Annotated in this window: 18 protein-coding genes, 4 pseudogenes and 1 riboswitch; of the genes and pseudogenes, 7 read left to right on the top strand and 15 right to left on the bottom strand. The window is 38.6% G+C overall.

Annotation, left to right across the window (positions count from 1 at the left end):
• Positions 1 to 96: 96 nt before the first annotated feature.
• Positions 97 to 387: pseudogene (locus JOC94_RS06390) on the bottom strand (ATP-binding cassette domain-containing protein); the annotation flags it as partial.
• Between the two features lie 207 nt (positions 388 to 594).
• Here JOC94_RS06390 and drcR point away from each other — a divergent pair.
• A complete protein-coding gene (gene drcR / locus JOC94_RS06385; protein WP_077113180.1) occupies positions 595 to 1266 on the top strand; it encodes a daptomycin efflux response regulator transcription factor drcR in 672 nt (223 codons plus the stop codon).
• Positions 1263 to 2288 (top strand): daptomycin efflux sensor histidine kinase DrcS, encoded by a 1026-nt coding sequence (gene drcS / locus JOC94_RS06380; protein ID WP_077113179.1) that lies wholly within the window; start codon positions 1263 to 1265, stop codon positions 2286 to 2288. The genes drcR and drcS overlap by 4 nt, the downstream gene beginning before the upstream one ends.
• Positions 2289 to 2690: 402 nt before the next feature.
• Here drcS and JOC94_RS06375 read toward each other — a convergent pair whose 3' ends face one another.
• From JOC94_RS06375 to JOC94_RS06365, 3 genes are all read right to left on the bottom strand, one after another.
• Entirely contained in the window at positions 2691 to 2903 is a 213-nt protein-coding gene (locus tag JOC94_RS06375; protein ID WP_033369738.1) for a hypothetical protein, read from the bottom strand.
• Positions 2904 to 3119: 216 nt separating this feature from the next.
• Positions 3120 to 4294 (bottom strand): IS3 family transposase gene (locus JOC94_RS06370; protein ID WP_139345697.1). Its coding sequence is split into 2 segments (ribosomal slippage): positions 3120 to 4051 and positions 4051 to 4294, totalling 1176 coding nucleotides; the frame shifts between segments, so codons are not numbered across the junction.
• A 135-nt stretch (positions 4295 to 4429) separates the two neighbouring features.
• Positions 4430 to 5392, bottom strand: coding sequence for a VanZ family protein (locus JOC94_RS06365; RefSeq protein WP_077113177.1), 963 nt, complete (start codon positions 5390 to 5392; stop codon positions 4430 to 4432).
• Between JOC94_RS06365 and JOC94_RS23350 the strand changes: the two genes are divergently transcribed.
• Entirely contained in the window at positions 5360 to 5524 is a 165-nt protein-coding gene (locus tag JOC94_RS23350) for an IS3 family transposase (RefSeq protein ID WP_328799779.1), read from the top strand. The genes JOC94_RS06365 and JOC94_RS23350 overlap by 33 nt on opposite strands.
• Positions 5525 to 5895: 371 nt before the next feature.
• On the opposite strand, the gene JOC94_RS06360 is transcribed toward JOC94_RS23350, so the two are convergent.
• From JOC94_RS06360 to JOC94_RS06330, 8 genes and pseudogenes are all read right to left on the bottom strand, one after another.
• The gene (locus tag JOC94_RS06360) at positions 5896 to 6810 is read right to left on the bottom strand and encodes an NAD(P)/FAD-dependent oxidoreductase (RefSeq protein ID WP_018705598.1); all 915 of its coding nucleotides are present in this window, start codon (positions 6808 to 6810) and stop codon (positions 5896 to 5898) included.
• A gap of 524 nt (positions 6811 to 7334) precedes the next feature.
• On the bottom strand, positions 7335 to 7736 hold the full coding sequence (locus JOC94_RS06355) for an RrF2 family transcriptional regulator (RefSeq protein WP_018705597.1): 402 nt from the start codon (positions 7734 to 7736) through the stop codon (positions 7335 to 7337).
• A gap of 433 nt (positions 7737 to 8169) precedes the next feature.
• A pseudogene (locus JOC94_RS06350) lies at positions 8170 to 9010 on the bottom strand (metal ABC transporter permease).
• Positions 8986 to 9399: pseudogene (locus JOC94_RS22835) on the bottom strand (metal ABC transporter ATP-binding protein); the annotation flags it as partial. The pseudogenes JOC94_RS06350 and JOC94_RS22835, both read right to left, overlap by 25 nt.
• Positions 9341 to 9502 (bottom strand): helix-turn-helix transcriptional regulator, encoded by a 162-nt coding sequence (locus tag JOC94_RS06345; RefSeq protein ID WP_018705595.1) that lies wholly within the window; start codon positions 9500 to 9502, stop codon positions 9341 to 9343. The pseudogene JOC94_RS22835 and the gene JOC94_RS06345, both read right to left, overlap by 59 nt.
• Before the next feature lie 446 nt (positions 9503 to 9948).
• Positions 9949 to 10425: a DUF4872 domain-containing protein gene (locus tag JOC94_RS06340; RefSeq protein ID WP_268920955.1), complete on the bottom strand. Its 477-nt coding sequence runs from the start codon at positions 10423 to 10425 to the stop codon at positions 9949 to 9951.
• Positions 10383 to 10670, bottom strand: a complete 288-nt coding sequence (locus JOC94_RS23495) for a BtrH N-terminal domain-containing protein (protein ID WP_077735397.1) — start codon at positions 10668 to 10670, stop codon at positions 10383 to 10385. Before JOC94_RS23495 ends, JOC94_RS06340 begins: the two co-directional genes overlap by 43 nt.
• Before the next feature lie 312 nt (positions 10671 to 10982).
• Positions 10983 to 12342: pseudogene (locus JOC94_RS06330) on the bottom strand (transposase).
• 642 nt (positions 12343 to 12984) lie between these two features.
• On the opposite strand from JOC94_RS06330, the gene JOC94_RS06325 reads away from it, so the two are divergent.
• The 3 genes from JOC94_RS06325 (at position 12985) to JOC94_RS06315 (ending at position 15192) form a co-directional block, all read left to right on the top strand.
• A complete protein-coding gene (locus JOC94_RS06325; protein ID WP_018709271.1) occupies positions 12985 to 13239 on the top strand; it encodes a helix-turn-helix domain-containing protein in 255 nt (84 codons plus the stop codon).
• A gap of 517 nt (positions 13240 to 13756) precedes the next feature.
• Positions 13757 to 13942 carry a DUF3173 domain-containing protein gene (locus JOC94_RS06320; RefSeq protein WP_018709270.1) on the top strand — a complete coding sequence of 62 codons (186 nt, stop codon included), beginning with the start codon at positions 13757 to 13759 and terminating at the stop codon, positions 13940 to 13942.
• Positions 13943 to 13980: 38 nt separating this feature from the next.
• Positions 13981 to 15192 (top strand): tyrosine-type recombinase/integrase, encoded by a 1212-nt coding sequence (locus JOC94_RS06315; protein WP_077113175.1) that lies wholly within the window; start codon positions 13981 to 13983, stop codon positions 15190 to 15192.
• Positions 15193 to 15248: 56 nt separating this feature from the next.
• Here the strand turns inward: JOC94_RS06315 and guaA are convergent, their stop codons facing one another.
• The 3 genes from guaA to JOC94_RS06300 all read right to left on the bottom strand — a co-directional run bounded on the left by guaA (position 15249) and on the right by JOC94_RS06300 (position 18728).
• Positions 15249 to 16802, bottom strand: a complete 1554-nt coding sequence (gene guaA, locus JOC94_RS06310; protein ID WP_077113174.1) for a glutamine-hydrolyzing GMP synthase — start codon at positions 16800 to 16802, stop codon at positions 15249 to 15251.
• A 384-nt stretch (positions 16803 to 17186) separates the two neighbouring features.
• Complete coding sequence (locus tag JOC94_RS06305; RefSeq protein ID WP_077113173.1) at positions 17187 to 18521, bottom strand: NCS2 family permease; 1335 nt, start codon at positions 18519 to 18521, stop codon at positions 17187 to 17189.
• A gap of 39 nt (positions 18522 to 18560) precedes the next feature.
• Positions 18561 to 18728, bottom strand: a complete 168-nt coding sequence (locus JOC94_RS06300; RefSeq protein ID WP_171973982.1) for a hypothetical protein — start codon at positions 18726 to 18728, stop codon at positions 18561 to 18563.
• A 145-nt stretch (positions 18729 to 18873) separates the two neighbouring features.
• A riboswitch (purine riboswitch) is annotated at positions 18874 to 18975 on the bottom strand.
• 864 nt (positions 18976 to 19839) lie between these two features.
• Between JOC94_RS06300 and JOC94_RS06295 the strand changes: the two genes are divergently transcribed.
• The gene (locus tag JOC94_RS06295) at positions 19840 to 21195 is read left to right on the top strand and encodes an amino acid permease (protein WP_077113172.1); all 1356 of its coding nucleotides are present in this window, start codon (positions 19840 to 19842) and stop codon (positions 21193 to 21195) included.
• The last annotated feature ends 126 nt before the right edge of the window (positions 21196 to 21321 follow it).

Genomic DNA, 21321 nt, shown 5'->3' with positions numbered 1-21321 from the left:
AAGAATACTTCTTTTACATAAGTATAAAAAAATTGGAAGTCATGTTGGGTAGGTGAGATTCCATCTCACTTCACCCCAACATTTGACATAGAACCATAAATTATAGTCTTGGAAAAGGAAACCAAGTTTGTCACGGCGAAAGGCAGATAATTGCTCTTCATTCATCTTTGTCAAATTGATTCCGTCAACCACGATGTCACCAGCAGTCGGCTCGTCAATTGTTGCCAATATATTTAGTAAAGTTGATTTACCAGCACCCGAGGGACCCATAATACCGACGAATTCACCTTCCATGACGGTTAAGTCTATATCCTCCAAAGCTGAAAATACATTTCCCTTTGCACCATAGACTTTTTTTATTTGTTTTGCTTCGACAATAGTTTTCATATTTAAATCCTCCATTCAGAGTTGTTTTGTTTTACGTTTTTATTTTACAATAGGTGCCCTTTATATAAACTTACAGCTTGATCTCGTAACCTTACATTTTCGTCACATTGATAAAAAATATGTTTAAACACGATATTTTCTTTGTATGTTGGTCGATATTCAATTAATATGATGTTAAAGAAGGATGATTGTTTGGAGGGAAGAGGAATGAAAATCATGATTGTGGAAGATGATTTGACCATTCGTGATATGGTAGGGGAAACATTAGAAAAGTGGGGTTTTGAAACCGTTAAGATCGAAGACTTTGACCAAATCATGCAGGTATTTCTTAATCATGATCCTCACCTAGTCATCATGGATATCAATTTGCCATCGTTTGACGGATTTTACTGGTGTAATAAAATCAGAGAAATTTCAAAGGTCCCTATGATCTTTCTCTCTTCCCGTGATACACCAATGGATATAGTGATGTCGATAAACATGGGAGGAGATGATTATATTCAAAAACCTTTCCATATGGAGGTATTGATTGCAAAAATTAATGCACTCCTCCGCAGAACGTATTCCTACATGGAAACACAGTCTAAGACAATCGAACATGATGGAATTATATTAAACCTTGAGAACGGAGAGGCCTTACATGGAGATCGAAAGTCGGAACTCACGAAAACAGAATTTCTTATTTTGAAAATCCTGATGAAAAATAAAGGAACCATCGTCAGTCGTACGAAAATGATGCGTAGCCTTTGGAAGAATGAAAATTTCGTAGACGAAAATACATTGACGGTTAATATTGCTCGTCTGCGTAAAAAGCTTGCTGAACTTGGAAAAGAACACTTCATTATGACTAAGAAAGGACAAGGTTATATTATCCAATGAGTTTCTTTCAATATCTAAAAGATAAACGGAATTTCTTTATATTAAACGTGATCATTATGTTCTTTGTTTCTTTGATGACGATTGTGAGCACAGATTCCAGAAACACTGTAAGTAATATCGTATATACCAATGTGGTTATCTTTTTTATTGTAGCTATATACGTAATCATCGAATACTATTACAATAGAGAATTTTATCGGGAATTAAATGATTTGGTTGAAAGTAATCATGAAGAATTTCTCGCAACTCTGCCTAAACCGCGAAACGATGAACAACTGTTATATCTTGAGTTATTAAAAAAAGTAAATAGTGTGCATGGCGATCAATTACAAAAGTTGTATAACGAAAAAATGGATCATCAAGACTTTATTACATCTTGGATTCATGAAGTCAAGGTTCCGATTGCGGCAGGTCGCTTGCTTATGGAAAACAGTAATGGAAGAACTGTTGAATACCTTGTGGACAAGTTTGAAGATGAGTTGGATAGAATCGAAAATTACGTGGAGCAGGCTCTTTATTACTCTCGCATTGATTCTTTTTCTAAAGATTATTTTATTTCCGAGGTAGTGTTGGATCAAGTTGCTAAAAACAGTGTAAAGAAATTTGCCAAATCTTTTATTAACAAGCAAATTCGTTTTCATATGGACAATATTGAACAGGTTGTCCATACCGACAGTAAATGGCTTGGTTTTATTATGGATCAAGTTTTTTCAAATTCTTTAAAATATACAGGTGAAGGCGGGGAAATCTCCGTACAATTTGAGGAAGATCTAAAAGAAAAGCGGCTACAGATTCAAGATACAGGCATTGGAATTAAGCCAGAGGATATCAGCCGCGTATTTGAAAAAGGATTTACAGGATCTATTGGGAGAAGTCATGCCAAATCTACCGGTTTAGGTCTCTACCTTGCAAAAGAAATGGCTCTTAAATTAGGACATGACCTTTCCATTCATTCAGAAGATGGGAAATATACGAAGGTCATCATCCACTTTCCAAAAATCAGAAATTATTATCATCTATAAGTATAATGGTGGGGTTAAAGAAATTGGTTAATCGGAAAATAGTATCAAATTAAAGGTGTTCAAGTAGAATAATGTTTATCGTAAGGCTTAAGAAATATTAAATAATATAGCCAATAGTAAGTGAATTAATTGATAAAAAAATAAGTACTTGAAAATAGCTATAACCAGGTTTTTATTATATTTTAATCGAACTTTTCAAATATGGTTTTATTAATACCACGATAAATCAACGTTATATGTCCTCTTTTTATCTCCAGTTCCAAGTATGGGAAATATTATCCATGGTTTTAACATGCATATGCAATGACTTTTGAAAATCAATTGAGGCTCAAACACTTTATTTAAGATTTTTATTTGGTTATAATTTTTATGGGGTAATCGGAAAATAGTGTAGAAAGAGGGTTAAAAATAACCCTCCTCCATTGCTTTAGTCAGTGGTGAAAAGTCAGCACCATAGATTTCTTCATAAACCCATTCATAGCCTATTTGACCCCAATTCGGGAATTGATCAGGTAACAATTTTATGAAAGTAGCTTCAACTTCTTTGAATTTCTTTTTCTTTTGGGTATTCGGATTATAGTGTTGAAAAACCCTATTAAATAAATTAATGTTCATAGCACTGTAAATCGTATAATTGGATCTACGCCAATATTCTGGACACAAAATAGATGGTGGATTGGACAGAGCTCCATTTCATAAGAGTGGGTTGGTCTATGTCGCTTGACATGGAGCCTCTATGGGCATGGGTGTCTTGCGAAGGGCGAAAGGGTCAAACAATCCTTTCGCAGGCGGACGAGCCTAACATGCCCCCCTCCATGTAAAGCGCCGTGCTCAGACATGATGCAGTGACTTAGCCGCCACCCGGATTTCATCTTCAACCTGTTGTGGGGTCTTATATTGAAGGCTGCCATGCATTCGCTTTCGATTATACCAGCCTTCAATGTATTGGAAGAGATGAATCTTTGCAGAGGCGTAATCCAGATAAGTTACGTGATGTATTTCTTCCTTCTTCAAAATAGCATGGAAGGATTCAATACAGGCGTTATCGTACGGGCAGCCCTTTCGACTGAATGATTGTCTGATCTTTTTTGACTCAGCCTCTTCCATGAAAGCCTCACTCGTATATTGGGAACCCAAGTCACTGTGCAGAATTAACTCCTCTGGTGGTAGATGCGTGGCATAGGCGTTATCCAATGCTTTAATCACCAGGTCTGTTGTCATTGTACAAGAAAAGGAATAGCCTACGATTTTCTTTGAATGCAGGTCCATCACAGAAGCAAGGTAGCACCAGCCATCCTTTAATGTATGGATATACGTAATATCGGCCACCCATTTTTCATTGATGGTGGTCGTAGAAAAGTCCCTGGCCAGGATATTCTCGCGTTCGATAACTGTTTCTTTGCTTGGTGTTGGCCGATATTTTTTAATGACGATGGAACGGATGCCCTCTTTTTTCATCAGTCTCTGTACACGTTTCAGACTTACTCTATATCCTTCCGCACAGAGATATTGGTGAATTTTTGGGGCTCCATAACGTCCTTTGCTTTCTTCGTGGATCTCTTTGATCCTTTTTGTCAGCTCCTTGTTTTCCCGCTCACGCTTGGATTCGGTTTCTTGGAGTGTTAGGTAGTAGGAGCTTCGCGGCAATTCCAAGACTTCGCACATAGTTTGGATGGGATGTTGGTCTTTATGTTGATCAATCACGGAAGCTACTGCAGATTGGCTTACCTTTTCGCGAATATGGCCATAGCCTTTTTTAAGATTTCATTTTCTTCCTGCAGCCGGCGAAGCTCCTTTTGAATCTTGGTATAGTCATCCGCCGTTGCCACGGTTCCATCTTCAAATTTGACGGGAGAAAACTTTTTGACCCAATTATAAATGGAGACATCAGATGCGCCATATTCGCTGGTTAATTGCTTGACTGGAGTGCCAGATTGATATAATTCCACAACCATCCTTTTGAAATCTTCATTAAATTTATTTTGGTTTTTATTATGGCCTTTCATTGGACACACCTCTTCTTAATCTTATTCCTCAAAAATTATGAAACTAACTAGGATGTGTCCATGAAAATATACTAGCACCACATGTTTGGGGTGGGAAAAAGAAAAAAGACCATTATCTTGAACAAAACGTTTGAATCATTTCCAGAAATATTTCATTTCCCTAAACCCTACATCCCAAAGCTTTTCATTCCCCTTAACGATTATCGTAATCTTACTTGCACGTTCAAGTGGAATTTCAAACATTTGTGGAAACAATTCCGGATAATTCAGTTGCTCCGTTCCAGAGCCGGATAATACCTCACGACCATCGACTAAAACTCGTATACTTCCATCACTATCCATTAAGTCCGGTATTCCATAATAAAATGAAAAAATAATCTCCTTCTTGGACGTATAAGTGTAGGTTTCACTTCCTTTGCCTTTGGCGCCAAATATATTATATCCAGGTTCGACGTTTTGACCGCTAACTTTAAAGCTGTACGGTTTTGTTCCCGCTGTTGTATGCCCGGAACTATTTTTCAGTTCATTTAAAGCTATAAAGGGACCCTCTGCTTTGGTGAACGTTTTCTCCAAAATTCCGCAAATTGCTAATACCCCGATTAGAATAACAATACACGTGATACCGGTAATAGCCATATTTAGCCAAAAGTTTTTTGTTCGATACCCTAGTTTGTACGCTCCGAATCCGATGCTTGCGCCTAGAGAGTTTTGAATGGCATCGTTAATATCAAAGCTTCCGAGCAAAGTTAGTGCCTGTATGGTTTCGATCACGAGAATAGACAGGAAGAACAATGAAAAGAAACGAATAAACTTCACACGGAATAACAATGGAATCAATATGCCGAATGGAATAAAGGCTGCCACATTTCCTAGATCTACGAAATCCATCAGAGTAGGATGCAGAAAATCAGAAATCTTTGGCAAATGATAGAACTCAATCGGAAAAAAAATAAAGGTGACCCCAGTCGTGCTTGCAGATGCACCTATTCTGCCGAAAGCGAAAAAAATAAAATATAGTATCAAAATAGTATAAAAAATAGTTACGGTAAAAATAACTGTACGTTTTTGTGGCAATGTTATTTTGCCCTTGGCAGTCATATAAAAACACCTCCTGAAACAGTGTATCAAAAGTCATGTTTAAAATACATGATTTACTATAACCGTTACAGATATCAATGGAACCTGATGACCCCTATTCAATACAGAGATCACCTTCTTAAGTCTGCCTAGCTTTTTTATGATTGTCCTTTACAAAGGGTACAGTCTAAAGAAGGAATGGCTCCTTTTTTGTGGAAATAATCGCACCTCTGGTTGTCTATCCGCTTCGTGGACAGGATTATCCTCCACACCGACTAAATTTTTTTACGGTCAATTCCACAAATTTATTGACAGACCTGTTTTAGGACCATTTTGCACAGTGGCAAATCGTGCAGGAGTGACCCTGCCACCTTTTCTAAAGAGTTGATTCATAAATGGTAATGAGGAGTATTTCATAGTACTGGAATCACTTTCTTCAAGTAGCTTGGCCTTATAAAAGTGTCTTTTACAAAGGGTACATTATAAATTTAAAGTCCTCTTTATAAATATATTTAGAATTTGAATCAAACGTTGTTCTTATGCCATTCTTCTCGATTTAATTCTCCGTTTATTGCGGCTGCGGATACAGCTCCTGAAGCAGCTGCAACAATAGATTGGTGCAAGTGTGTAGTTGCATCCCCAGCTGCATAAACACCAGGTACACTTGTTTTTCCAAACTCATCGACTTCAATTATTCCAGTATCCAACATCCGGCAACCAAGTGCGACAGGTAATTCCGATCCAAGTACCAATTCTGCCTTGAAGAAAATTCCTGTGCATGGAATTTCTGTTCCATCCTCAAGCTTAACATGCCTTACCATGCCTTGATTTGATTGGATGGAATGAATTGGTGAATGAAATAACGGGATATTATGCGCACGCAATTCTTCACGTTCTGCTTCACTTAATTCATTGGGACCATTTGTACAAACTACAAACTGCTTTGTCCACCCGTAAATCAATGGGACAAAATGCATTAGCGCTGCTCCTCTGTTTATGACAACTAATTGCTGATCTCTTAGTTCCCAGCCATCACAATACGGGCATACAAATGCGCTCTTACCATAGACCTCCGCCAACCCTGGTATGCCAAGATCGCGATCCTTCATTCCGATAGCAAACAACAGTTTTCTAGTGGCTATCTTCAACCCTGAAGCAGTTTCCAACAAAAATTGACCATCTTCACCTTCTATCAACTCGATAGTATCTTCCAAATGTGAAACTGACGGATAAGTGTGAAGCTGCGATTTAGCAATATTTCTAAATTCATGTGGGCTAATGCCATCACGTGTTAAAAAGGCATGAGCCTCTCTAGTCACTGCATTACGCGGTTGCCCCTCATCGATAATCAACGTCTTCTTCCTAGCCCGTCCTAGTATAAGTCCAGCGCTTAAACCAGCAGGACCTCCTCCAATAATAACAACATCAACTTCCTTCATGATTAACTCCCTTCCTCTTATTAGTTTAACTTTCCAAATGTGTATACGCCCAATAATTACTCTGTACATCTCATATGTAGTTAAGACCTAACCAGTACTACTGAAATACTGTATTCTCACTCTGCTACGATGTTACATGTTGGCATCACCTCCTTACATAAGAACTTATCCACTAGCTCATTCGACTTTTAAATAATTTGCACATCTTTGAAACATCATCGATAGGCGCTGATTTTACTCTGTATATAGATTTTTCAGTCATAAATCCCTAGTAAAATTCGATGACAGTCAGCGATATGAATATGCAGACTACGTACAGAAACTCTTCCTTAACTTTCGATCTCTTTCCTATAATCTTCCGGGGACATCGTTTCACAATACCGGATTAAAAATCGCTGTATCTTGAATCAACTTATACAGTCCTTTTATACATGTTCATTTTTGGATTCTCCTAATTTTTTATTATAATTTCATTAAAGACTATAGAGATATTTATTATCTATAATTGGTTGAAAGAATATGTGCTAGAAAACGATGTTCATTTCCCGCACAAGATCGGACATTTTTTTATTTCTCAAATGCTCTTCCATTTTTTCCTCTGCTTCCAATACTACTCTTTGAATCGGACAATCTGGTCCGTGATCGAAACTACAATCAAACAAAGAGGCAGATCCCTCAATCGCATGAATAATGTCAAGAAACGAAATATCCTCCCAATTTCGTTTCAGTCTGTATCCACCATTCACTCCTGTTATGGATTCAATCATACCAGCCTTTACTAGCTTGGTCAGTATCTTGGACAGATAAGTTGGTGACACCTTTTGCTTCTCAGCAAGCAGCTGAACGCCCACAGGTTTATCCGGAGTCGCTGCAGTAAGAAAAAGCATCGTATGTAGAGCATAATCTGTAGCCTTTGAAAACTTCATTCATCATCACCCTAATTAAGGATTTTATTTATCTATAATAACTTGAATGTTGTTAAACTCCAAGTATAATGCATGGGCTATTATATTATAGCAGCTAGTCGAACTTCTTGAAAATGCTCTAATCGTGACTATAAAACCCCATTTCTCTCGTTATGAATGGTAATGCTTCTCTTATATATTATTATGCAGACACATTAATACGATATTGTCAATCTATGCCCCCAACTTAATATAACAGCTTATAACCTATCCTTCTTTCTAATAATAGCTTGTAGAAATATTCTTTTAGTTCTTTTTTATAATTATTTATATATTTGGTTTGAAGGCTTCAATGATTTTCATACATTGTGAATTAAGTAGAGTTTTGGAATTTATTATTTGAAATAACAATTCTACGATGTAAACTCGATTTGTCTTTTCTGCTTATTTCATTCTAGCCTTGACTTTTATTAAATAGTCTATTAAATTTCAAGTAATGTAACATGTACTTTGCAAGTGTTATGATTGCAAAAATCAACATTAAAATTATTGTGATGGAAGCGCCTGGTGGTGTACCCAATTCATAAGAAGTGACTAAACCACTTAACATGCCGACAAGTGCAATGACCATTTCATTTAATATGACACCGTAGAAGCTTTTGCTTAAACGAAGCGATATAGCTGCAGGTAAAATGATAATGGCTGAGACAAGTAAAGCCCCGACAATCGGCATTATTACTGCTATTGTGACCCCTGTTAACACATTAAACAAAATCGACATCGTTTTAATAGGCAGGCCAGCTTTAAAAGCTGTTTCCTCATCAAATGTAAGAACATACATAGGTTTTCGATATATTAAATATAATAATCCGATAATTATCGTTAATCCTAGTAACATCCATATTTGTTTTGTGAATAGTAACAATAGAACCGAATAGAAATTGCGTTACACTTAATGTAATTCCACCAGCACTTATTTCCATCAGGACAAGCGCTACTGCCATTCCGACAGACATTAATATGGCAATCGAAATTTCAGAATATGTGCGATAAATTTGACGCAAAAATGCAAGCAGAGTTGCGATAATGATTACCACGAGAATATTGGTACATGTCGGATTGATGCCAATTAACAGACCAAGCGCTACCCCAGATAACGAGACATGGGATAAAGTATCTGCCATTAGTGATTGCCTACGCAATACCAAAAACAATCCTAATATTGGAGTGATTAATGAGATTAAAAATGAAGCTTGGAAAGCTCTTTGCATCAATCCATAGAAAAACATCTCCAAGGTGAGTCCTCCTTCCGTATCAACTCAATGTGTTTATTAGCGTAGTGACGAATCTCTTCATGATCGTGTGTAACCATTAAGATACCCTTGTCATGCTCTGTACTATTGTGCTTCAATAATTTATAAAATTCATTACGTGAACGTACATCCATTCCAATTGTAGGTTCATCTAATATAAACAAATCTGGATCTGTTGAGAACACACGAGCAATTGATATCCGCTGCTTTTATCCACCTGATAATTCCCCTATCTTTTTATGATGCATCTCCCACATTCCCACTGATTCAAGGGAACGACGAACATGCCCTTTATCTTCTTTATCTAACCTTTTAAACCATTTGCCTCTTTGAAAACGCCCTGACTGCACCAGTTCTAGTACAGTGCTCGGGAGATAGATGAGCTTGTTCAGCAATGTCTTTGATCGTGATGTCATCCAGCAGATGGGCTTCCATGTATTCGATTGTCTTTTGTAATGATTCTACCAGTGCCATATGGTTCACTCCTTTAATGGCATGTTACCTTATTAACTTCTCTAAATCCTGTCATTTTGCGCTCGATCCAGACAGTTGCCTTTACGTAATAAATCATACCAACATAAACCAAACGAATTAGTCAATTTTCATAACCTGTTAGCACAGCAAGTAGTCGATATTTTCTATATCTTTTTTTCAACTCATACCTTAACAATACATTGCCAGAATCAGAGGGAATACCCCGACCTCTCCGCTACTCAAATATGGGACTGGCTAAAGGAGCACGATCCGGAAATTGAAGTTGGGGAAAATACGGTAAGAAGCCGCATCCGGCCGCTGCGAAAGATGTACGGGAGCCCAAAGGAGGTGCAACAAAGGCAGTATGAAGCCGTTCCCAATCCCCCCCAATGGAACAAGAATCATGAATCCACTTTTCTAAAACTCATTTTTTGAAAGCATCGCAGTCAACAGATTCTTGATAGTTGATTCATTGCTTCATATTCTTTGTTTGATAACTCTAAAAGAATATCAGAAGCCTGATTTAGGAATAGTAATTCATGAGTCTCTCCAGCCTTATTAATAAGCTTAGATACCTCCTCCCACATAGGTGCGATTTTAGTAAATAGAATATATCCATTTTGTAAAGGAGTATAATCAACTATACTCAAACATTCTTTTAAGAAATCTCTATACATATTTCTAAATAGGGATTCTCCAGTTCCCCCTCGCTCCATTAGTGTGGCTGCTAAAACTAAATCATCCTCAATATTTTCACTTCTCTCAAACCACTTCTTATTCTCTACAATTGTTTTCTTAATACCTTTATAGCCCAAATTTTTGATAGGAGGATTCTTATAATCTAAAGCGTTATTTTTGATTGCTGTTATAATCACATCCTTTAAATTTGGCATATCCTCTTTTTTCTTAATGGTATAAGACAGATTTTTTGAGACATTGGACCTTTTTCGTTTCTTGCCAATGCCAAATTTTCAAGACTTGTTTTTACCATTCCCCCCTGTTGCTTTGTATCAATCAGGTAGGCAAAACTGTCGTCATATCCATACATTGCCACATAATGACCAGCAAATTGTACCTTATTAGTGAAGTAATAACTGTCAAGCTTTAAGTCTACTACAACTCCTTGATCTATGTTTTGTCTAACATGTTCCCAAGCCTCCCTTTTTATGTTCTTACTATTTTATTTAGCTAGACCTTTCATGTTTAATTACGTTTAACAGATAAGAAATGACTTTAAAAAACTTTATTTTTGTATTATTCATTATTTTGTTCGATCAGTTTTTATGGAATTGTAATAAAATAGAGTTTGACATTTAAAGTATTTCTTCTTTTGGTCCTTTATATTAAATATTAAAAATGATTCTACCCAACTGTTAATATTCAGTTGTGTGAATCGATTTCATAATTGACGTTTTTGAAAATGGGTTGAGTTACCCTATGATGTTTTTTAATGTTTTTTTAAAAAGGTATTGCGATTTAATCACGCTGTTTTTAACGAATGTTGCTCCATTTCTAGTCTGATCCGGTCTGCGGCTAATTTTGAGGCATTGTAAACAAGCGTCACCAATTGGAAGTGAAGCCTGGCTTTCTTACCGGTCCGATGACGGACATTATTGAGTCCAAAGAATTCCTTTAAGTACGCATTAACCCGTTCAACAGCTGTGCGTTCCTTGTAAAGTTCATTCCACTTTTTCGAACCTCTAGCTGGATGTGTGTACTTGCGGATATCCGTCGATTGCCTAATTTTAAAGGTCATTTGACAAAGGGAATCGAGTCGCAATGGGCAAACTGTACATTCTTTTGGACGTGTGTATTTCAGTGTCTTGTACTTCTGGTCGAAGCTGTCGTAACGATAAGAATGTTCCCGGACGCATGTAGGTGCGAAATGTTCATCGTATCCAACTACTTCCCTTTCATTGCGCTGGTTATATGGGATGACAGCCTGTAGATTCTGATTGGTTAATTGCTGATATATGGGCTCATAATCATAACCTGCATCGAAAAGACCGGCGGTAAATAAAGCTGGAAGATCCCGATCAATTTTCTTCAATAATGGGATGGCTGCCTTCCCATCATTGAGATTTCCTGACGTCATTATACCCGTTAGAATGTATTGACTCTTTGTGCTGACGGCTAAATGTCCTTTATAACCAAACCAGAAGGTATTTTTCCCATCACTGTTTTTCTTGATTCCCCATTTTGGTTCGATGGGAGCTTCTTTATACAACGTTTCCACTGATTCGGATAGCTGGTGAACAATCTCTTTCTCATAAATCGGGCGTGCGTTTTCGGCAGCCTGTTTTTCCTTTAACCATTGCTCTCGTTCCACCTTCGGCTTGCGTCCGCGCTTTTTCGGTGTCTGCTTTTCTTTCTTTTTGGAGGCTTGCGCACGATCTCTTGCCTCAAAATGCGTGGCAACGAAGGCGATGTTTTCATCGCTTATATGCCCCTCGTTGATGGCAAGTAGAATCAGTTCATCATGGATATGTGTCATCACATTTGATTCGCTGATGACAGTAATCATCCTTGAATAGAAGGCTTCAGATGGAATTTGGTCCGAGTGAAGAAACCTACAGTCATATCTAAAAAACCGGGTCACGTTTTAACCGTTTGATTAGGTCCTTGATTGTCACGATACGCTCCACCATACGAGCGATAAGTGAATAGACCATGGCACCATAATTCAGTTCTCTTGGGGCACCTACTTTTTTTGGTTTATCGAAAAGATTCCAAAAAGGATTCAGATCGATTGTCGAAAAAACAGCCTCAAAGTGGTGGGTAGGTTCCAACTCATATAATTCATGCATGTCAAATAGGCTTGGTTGACGTATAATGGACATAGGGCATCTCTCCAGCCTGTTATGTTTGTGTGGTAACTTACATTATACAGGATTTGGGGAGGTGCCTATTTTTTTACGTCTTGAAAGCCTTGAGCCCCAAGGGCTCGGGATTATGAAATTAACTCGTGTTATTGTTTTTTTAAAAATTTTTCTCTGATTTTTGGCATTTTACAAAAAAACTTGTTGAAGGTAATGAAAGGGGAAATCATCACCCATCTTTGCAGTTTCGAAGAGAGTTGAGTGTATGGTACCGAACGGCAGGTGCGTTGTGCATTTAACGCTTTTTGTAAGCGAGTACTGAAAAATGAAGCAATCAACATATACAAAGAAAGGCAGAAACGGAGATAACATTTTCAAATTTAACACCGCTAGAAGAAAAACAGCTCTATACCTTAGACAAACACTAAAAGGGAGAAGAAATAGAAGGACTTCAAGTAGCTGGTAAGAGAATTACTCCTACACTTCTTGCAAAAGCGATGCATAGCTTGCCAGTTGAGAAGCGTACTATCATCCTACTATACTACTTTTTTAATCTTTCTGATGTAAAAATTGATCAATTGTTCAACATTCCACGTTAGTACTGTACAGTATAGGCGAACGAGTTCTTTAAACCGTTAAGACGTTTTTTGGAGGAACATGCAGATGAATGGGATGATTAATACTAATACGGAAAGAAATGAGCGTGGCTTGTTGCCGTATCCAATCATTTTAGCTGCAAATAAGGGTGAGCTAGAAGCAATGAAAGTAGTTGTTCTACATTATAGAAGCTATATGACAAGTTTATACATGTGTAAGCTCCGTGATGAACAAGGAAACACTTATTGGGGCATCGATGAAGATACACGCGAACGCTTACGAACGAAGCTTATGCAATCTGTTTTAGCTTTCAAAATTTGAATACAGAACGGTTAGGTTTTCCCTTTCATTAATCATATATTTGTTCTTTGACAAAGAAAGCACGGAAGATTACGCCGTGCAGTATAAGCAAAAAATCAGATACGTTCTACTGATGATGAGCCACTTGATTCATACGCCATGACTTTCGTTAGAAACGAGCGATAATCTATGAATCTAATGTAATCGTGGTGGATTGCTGGCGATAACCCATCAGTTAGGATAATGATACTCCCCTATCGTCATGGTTCGAGCGTTTGAACCGTCGCAAGCTATGAGTAGGGCTGGAAGAAATACTTGCAGGGGTGAAATTCCCGTGGAGCTGCACCAGCAGCCGTCTGATTTTTGATATTCAATTTAGCAAGATAGGTTAAAGTAACTATCAAGTTATGACATTAAATCCTTTTAATTTTAGTGCAAGAGCCAAATTCACGCAACGTATTAGAATTAGTTTTATAGACGCGATATAATAATAGACAGATATCAAATAGCATATCCTAGTCTATGGAAAGGAGTTCATATGGTCACAGTCACTAAAAAAGACTTGATAGCACTAGGTTATGGTCCCTCTTTTTCAGCTGATATCATTAGAGAGTGTAAAAAACTAATGATTTCAAAAGGGCATACGTATTATCAATCTAAAAAGTTAGATCGTGTTCCTAAAGAAGCTGTAGAGGAAGTATTAGGGATAACTTTAGATGTGTGATTTGTACTTCTTGCACTAATTGCGTAAGGAGTGAAATCATGACTAAAGATATCGTCAAAAAGGCAAAGAACGGAACTTATTATTTTAGGGCAAATTTAGGATATCACCCCATCACTGGCAAGCAAATTCAGAAGTACCGCAGTGGTTTTAAGACAAAAAAAGAAGCAAGGGAAGAATATTCGAGGTTACTGCTTACAAAGTCAGACGCATTAGAAGAAAAGCAAGATGACGTTTTATTCCAACATTTTATTGAAGATATTTTCTTACCTTGGTATAAAACACAAGTAAAAGGAAGAACGTACGATAATCGATTACCAACTGTAAGAAAACATTTCACTTTTTTTAATAACTTAATCACAACAGAAATTACCCCGATTCATGTTCAAAAATGGCAATTAGCGTTATCTAAAAAGAAGTATCGTTCTTCTTATATTAGAAATGTTCAAGGGTTGTTTTCTATGGCAATGGATCGAGCTGTTGTTTTAGGGTTAGCTGAAAATAATCCATCAAAAATTGTAGGTAATGTGAAGAAAACAAAGACAAAAATAGACTTTTGGACAAAAGAGGAATTTGAAAAAGTCATCTCTCTTTTCTATAAAGAAGATTATTATCAATATTTTTTATTTATTTCATTGTGGTTTTTATTTATGACAGGCATGCGAATTGGAGAAGCCACTGCGGTTCAATGGGAAGATATTGACTTTGACAAAGGTCTGTTATATATCGATAAAACACTTTACTATAAGAATTTGGATAATTATTCTTTTGTAGAACCAAAAACAAAGGCTAGTGTTCGTCATATTGCATTAGATGGAGATACATTAACGTTACTCCGCGAATGGAAGGACGTGCAGCAATCTGTCGTTCAAACCAATTTTGTAATGAGCTATAATGGTGTCCCCACACAAAAGCATACGTTAGCGAATGCCATTACACGTTTTTCAAAAAAAGCTGGGGTTCATCGAATTAGATTACATGCTTTAAGACATTCTCACGCTTCTTTGCTTATTAGTATGGGCGAAAACCCATTAATCATTAAAGACCGCCTAGGGCATGAAGATATTGAAACGACACTTGGCACCTACGGACATTTGTATCCAAACAGTAACTTTGAAGTAGCCTATAAATTAGAAGGTATTATGTCTTACCAAACAGCAACAGAAAATGAAGATACTTCACCCAAGAATCAATTCACTGCTCGTTACCTACGTAAAGGTTTAAAAACAAATAATGCAATAACAATGCAATGAAAATAGAGTAAAGAGCCGAAACCCTTGTAAACAAAGGGGTTTCAGCTCTCCTTCTACTACTCCCACTCAATCGTCGCAGGCGGCTTAGATGTTATATCATAAACAACTCTGTTCACATGTTCCACTTCGTTCACGATCCGTGTGGAAATGATTTCGAGAACGTCCCAAGGTATACGCGCCCAATCAGAGGTCATGCCGTCAATGGAGGTGACAGCTCTTATGCCGATCGTGTGGTCGTATGTGCGTCCATCTCCCATAACGCCCACGCTGCGAATGTTGGGCAGGACAGTGAAGTACTGCCAAATTTCTTTTTCAAGTCCGGCCTTTTTAATTTCTTCGCGCAAAATGTAATCTGATTCCCGGACGATTTCCAGTTTTTCTTCTGTAATTTCGCCCAGCACTCTGATGCCCAGGCCCGGTCCCGGGAATGGCTGGCGCCAAACAATTTCATCCGGAATGCCAAGTTCCGTTCCCAATGCGCGCACTTCATCCTTAAACAATGTGTTTAACGGCTCAATCAGTTTGAATTCCATATCTTCAGGCAATCCGCCGACATTATGATGTGATTTGATCGTTTGGGCCGTGGCTGTTCCACTTTCAATAATGTCTGTATATAGGGTTCCTTGGGCAAGGAACTCAATTCCTTTTAACTTTGTGGCTTCATCGTCAAATACATAAATAAATTCGTTGCCGATAATTTTCCGCTTCTTCTCTGGATCTGTAACACCTTTTAGTTTTGATAAAAACCTTTCTTTTGCATCAACCAAGATGACATTCATATGGAAGCCTTCACGGAAAGTTTTCATAACACTTTCTGCTTCACCTTTTCTGAGCAGCCCGTGATCGACGAAAATACAAGTAAGTTGATCTCCGATTGCTTTATGAATCAGGACAGCCACAACGGAAGAATCAACACCGCCGCTCAGCGCGCATAAAACTTTTTTATCGCCCACTTCATTTCGTATTTTTTCAATTTCAACATCAATAAAGCTTTCCATCGTCCATTCGCCTTTACAGCGGCAAATGTCAAACACAAAGTTTTTTAATAGCTCTATGCCAAACTGCGTATGGCGAACTTCAGGATGAAATTGAACGCCGTACAATGCTTTCTCCTTATGGCTGATCGCTGCTATTGGGCAGGAAGGATTGACAGCATCAATCACAAAACCTTTTGGAGCTTCCTTGACTAAGTCCCCATGACTCATCCATACGGTTTGCTCCGTAGGCAATTCTGTAAAGAGAGGAGCTCCTTCCCTTATTTCAACCTTTGCTTTGCCATATTCTCTTCCTTTTGCCTTTTCTACGACTCCGCCAAAGTGCTTCGTCATAAGCTGCATCCCATAGCAAATTCCGAGTACCGGTATACCCAATTCAAATATCCTTTCGTCACAGCGAAAAGCATTTTCCTCATAAACGCTATTGGGTCCCCCCGATAAAACAATCCCGCTTGGATTGATGGCTTTGATTTCCTCCATCGTAATGGAATGTGGATGAAGCTCGCTATATACACCAAACTCACGTATGCGACGAGTAATTAACTGATTGTACTGGCTTCCGAAATCTAATACCATGATCATTTCTTGATGTTGCAATTCTGTTTTTCCTGGCATGTAGGCACCCTCCATATCTAAAAGTCCTCCAACGTACAAACGGAGAAATACTATATGACACATCATATCATTAAAGTACCCTCCTGAAAAAGATCGTTCATGGGATAGACAATTTTTCCAATTTTTACACTTGAATCAACTTCATCATTCGATGTAATACGTAAGAAAGCGAACATTCCAATGGATTTTCTTCCCTACAGGCGAACGCTTTTTCGCAGGTCTGCTTTCCCCTTCTCATCGCTTCGCTCTTGCGGGGTTTTCAGCCCAAGCTATTGCCGCAAGGGGCGCCACCTTCCGTTCTGAATATATAATCAATCACTCAGATGGCACTATTTAAAAAAAGCTTGCAGAGAAGGAGCTCTCTTTTCCGCAAGCAACAAGCGATTAAATAATAAATATGAAATATAACACAAAGACGACGAAAAATCCGTACATAATAGGGTGAACTTCTTTTATCCTTCCTTTTACCAACATTGTGATCGGATAAAAAATAAAGCCAATACCGATCCCAGTCGCAATAGAATATGTCAATGGCATTGAGATGATTGTGAAAAAAGCAGGCACCGCGATCTCAAATTTCTTCCAATCAATTCCTCCAATTCCAGACACCATCAACACACCAACGATAATCAGAGCCGGAGCAGTAACAGACGCCGTGATAACTCCCAAGAGCGGATAGAAAAACAATGATAACAAGAATAAAATGGCTGTTACGATATTCGCAAAGCCAGTCCTGGCCCCGGCTGCAACCCCCGCAGACGATTCAACATAAGCGGTTGTGGTAGACGTACCCAATACTGCTCCCACGACTGTTGCCGAAGAATCGGCAAGCAAAGCTTTCCCCGCCCGTGGCAGGGTATTTCCTTTCATAAGACCTGCCTGTTGTGCCACACCAACGAGCGTGCCCGCTGTATCAAAAAAATCGACAAATAAAAAGGTCAAGATGACAACAAGCATTTGGAGCGTGAACACTTCGCCAGGGGAATTGAAAATCGGTTCTAGAGCCGCACCAAATGTTGGTTCAATACTCGGTACAGGTCCCACCAGTCCGGTTGGCTTAGGTACAACCCCGGTAACCATGCCGATGATCCCGGTGATCAAAATCCCGAAGAAAATACCGCCATTTACGCCACGCGTCATTAAGATGACTGTAATCACAATACCGATAATGGCCAAAAGGACGTTCCCATCCCTTAAATCTCCCAAACCGACAAGTACAGCATCGTTGCTAACAATAATTTTGGCGTTTTGCAAACCGACAAATGTGATAAATAAACCGATCCCCGATCCAACCGCAATCTTTAATTCAGCCGGAATCGAGTTGATGATTTTTTCCCGTACACCCGACAATGTTAAAATCACAAAAATGATTCCCGAAAATAAAACTCCCGTCAAGGCGGTCTGCCACGGGATTCCCATTGTTAAAATAACTGTATAAGCAAAAAAGGCGTTCAGCCCCATTCCCGGTGCGAGCGCAATAGGATACTTGGCAAGCAAGCCCATCAATAAGGTCCCAAGTGCGGCCGCTACAGCGGTAGCCACAAATACGGCACCGTGATCCATTCGCAGTGCATCGGGTAAATCCTTCACCGTCTCAAGCGATAATGTGATCGGGTTTAAAATCAGGATATAAGCCATGGATAAAAACGTTGTCAGACCCCCGATAAATTCTCGCCGATAATTGGTGCCTAATTCATCGAATTTAAAATAATTTTTCACCTTAACTTTCCTCCATTGAATTTTATATAGAGCGATCTCTTAAAAGGCAGCCAATTTGTTCATATTTACCTCTTCTTCATACATTCCCCAATTTCTCCCAGAATAAAAGGCTCCGATACATAAAGTAAGTGAAACTTCAATCAGTGAGACTTTTTCCCTGATTAGTTGAATGAGTCGAGCTGTTTCCTGGCTCTTGACCTCCCACATGCCCCCTTCGATATACGAGCCTTACTGCCAGTTACCGGGATAAATAAATCCAAATAGAAAAACGCCTTAAGCGGCTACAGCTTAAAGGCGTTGACTGGCTAGGCGGGAAAAATGGGATGCGAAGATACAATAAATATCCCTCATTGACAATTCCCGTTTTTCACGTAGTCAAGCTATTTACGGTAGCTTGGTAGAGACTTGCGGGCCCTATTCCCGCTATTATACGATACAAAACGACATATTCTATTCGGTTTTCACTTTATCAGTTGCGTCCACTTTCGTCAATACTTCCATTCCAATCTGTCATCCATTTTTCTCTCTTTTTATCGAAATTTTTCTCGATCTTGATAAAAACGAATCAAATCACGCTATATTTTTTCGAAGTTATGGCCACTTTCATAAAAGCCCCAATTCATCCAGTCATTTTGAGGTAACAACATTTCTTGATTCAGTCAACTATATTTATTGCTTTCATTTAACTCTCCTTTTCTTTAGGAACGTACTGTGCGAATTCTCCCTGAAGAAGGACCAAATATGTTACAATTATATTTTGATTTAGGTAAACATTTTCTTACATGTTATCGATGGTAAATTTTCACTCAAAAATCAATATTTGACAGTTTCGCGCCTTTTTGTCAGAGTTCCCAAACGAAAAATGTTACAGTTGGTCCCGAATTTAAAAAATATTTCACGAAAATTGTATAATAGAATATGACTACAGCTAACTCTCTTATCTTGCTATAGCTATCTTCCATTGGCGAAGCCCTGCGCAACAAGACTTGGGTCGTATCTAGCCCTGAGAACCACATGGAATGACCTTTATGTCAAACGGGTATGGAATTTAGGTTATTATTTGTTAAAATTAATAACAATTGAGTCGTCCTTGAAGTACAATACTATGATATTAGCAAAAAGAGAAATATACCTATTTTCTTTGCCTTTGCGGGTAAAGTAACAAAAAAGGAGGGTAACTGTTTTCCTTCTTGGTCTGAAATAAAATTTTGTCGATATGAATGTAATCGCTTCACAAAAGCGAGTGGGCTGAAATGGTTTTATATCCGGATAACTGCAACAATTTTACAAATGCTAAATAGTTAGAGAGGTAAATCACATGCAACAAGAAAATCTATCAAGAGGTTTAAAAAACAGGCACGTACAATTAATTGCCATAGGCGGGGCAATCGGAACGGGATTGTTTCTTGGAGCAGGGAAATCGATCCATTTGGCGGGGCCGTCTATTTTATTTGCTTACTTGATTACGGGCACCATTTGCTTTTTGATCATGAGGTCACTGGGAGAGATCCTTTTAAGCAATTTAAACTATCATTCTTTCGTTGACTTCGTACAAGACTATTTTGGTGATGCGGCAGCTTTTATCACCGGGTGGACTTATTGGTTCAGTTGGGTATCTATTGCAATGGCTGATTTGACAGCGGTTGGTATTTATATACAATATTGGTTCCCCAGTGTGCCCCAGTGGATACCGGGCTTCATTACATTGATTTTGTTGTTGGTGATGAACCTGGCCTCCGTAAAACTTTTTGGGGAAATGGAATTTTGGTTTGCGTTAATCAAAGTCATTGCCATCTTGGCGTTAATTGTGGTCGGTATTTTTATGATCGTGAAAGGTTTTTCCACTGATGCAGGTCCGGCCAGTTTCACTAATCTATGGAGTCACGGGGGCATGTTCCCGAATGGCATGACCGGTTTTGTCCTTTCATTTCAAATGGTCATGTTTGCGTTTGCAGGGATTGAACTTGTAGGACTCACTGCAGGTGAAACAGAAAACCCGGAAAAGGTTATCCCGAAAGCAATCAATAATATTCCCATTCGAATAATCATTTTTTACATCGGCGCACTACTGGTGATCATGAGTATATATCCGTGGACGACCGTTAACCCGGCAGAAAGCCCATTTGTCCAAGTCTTTGCGGCGGTTGGTATTACGGCAGCTGCAAGCATTATCAACTTTGTCGTTCTGACATCAGCTGCATCGGCTTGTAACAGCGCCATTTTTAGTACGAGCCGGATGGTCTATTCACTTGCAAAAAATCAACAGGCGCCTCAAACATTTAAAAAACTGACATCCCATAAAGTGCCTTCCAATGCCTTGTTTTTTTCGGCTGGTATTGTACTGATTGTCGTTATTTTGAATTATGTCATGCCGGAAGGAGTATTTACGCTGATCACAAGCGTTTCCACCTTTTGCTTCATCTTTATTTGGGGAATTACCGTACTTGCCCATTTAAAATATCGCAAAACAAGGCCGGAATTAGCCAAAGCGAGTAAGTTTAGAATGCCGCTTTTTCCATTTGCCAATTACCTGATCCTTGCTTTCTTCGGATTTATTTTAGTAGTGCTTGCACTCGGGGAAGACACACGGATCGCCTTGTTTGTAACGCCGGTGTGGTTCATTCTCTTATTTGTCATATATAAAATCCGGGGAATGAAAATGAAGGATGCGTGACAAATGGAACAGAAGGAGTTAGCGAAGAAATAAGAGGACATTCTATTAAATGCCGGGGTGGTCTAACCACTAGCCCCGGCGCCAACGGGATCGCTATCATCATCGGAATGCCGTCTATACCAAGCC

Source organism: Siminovitchia thermophila, assembly GCF_016909185.1.
GTDB classification, from domain to species: Bacteria; Bacillota; Bacilli; order Bacillales; family Bacillaceae_C; genus Siminovitchia; species Siminovitchia thermophila.
Note: the sequence above shows the minus strand (reverse complement) of the source record. Positions and strands in the feature narration are given on the sequence as shown.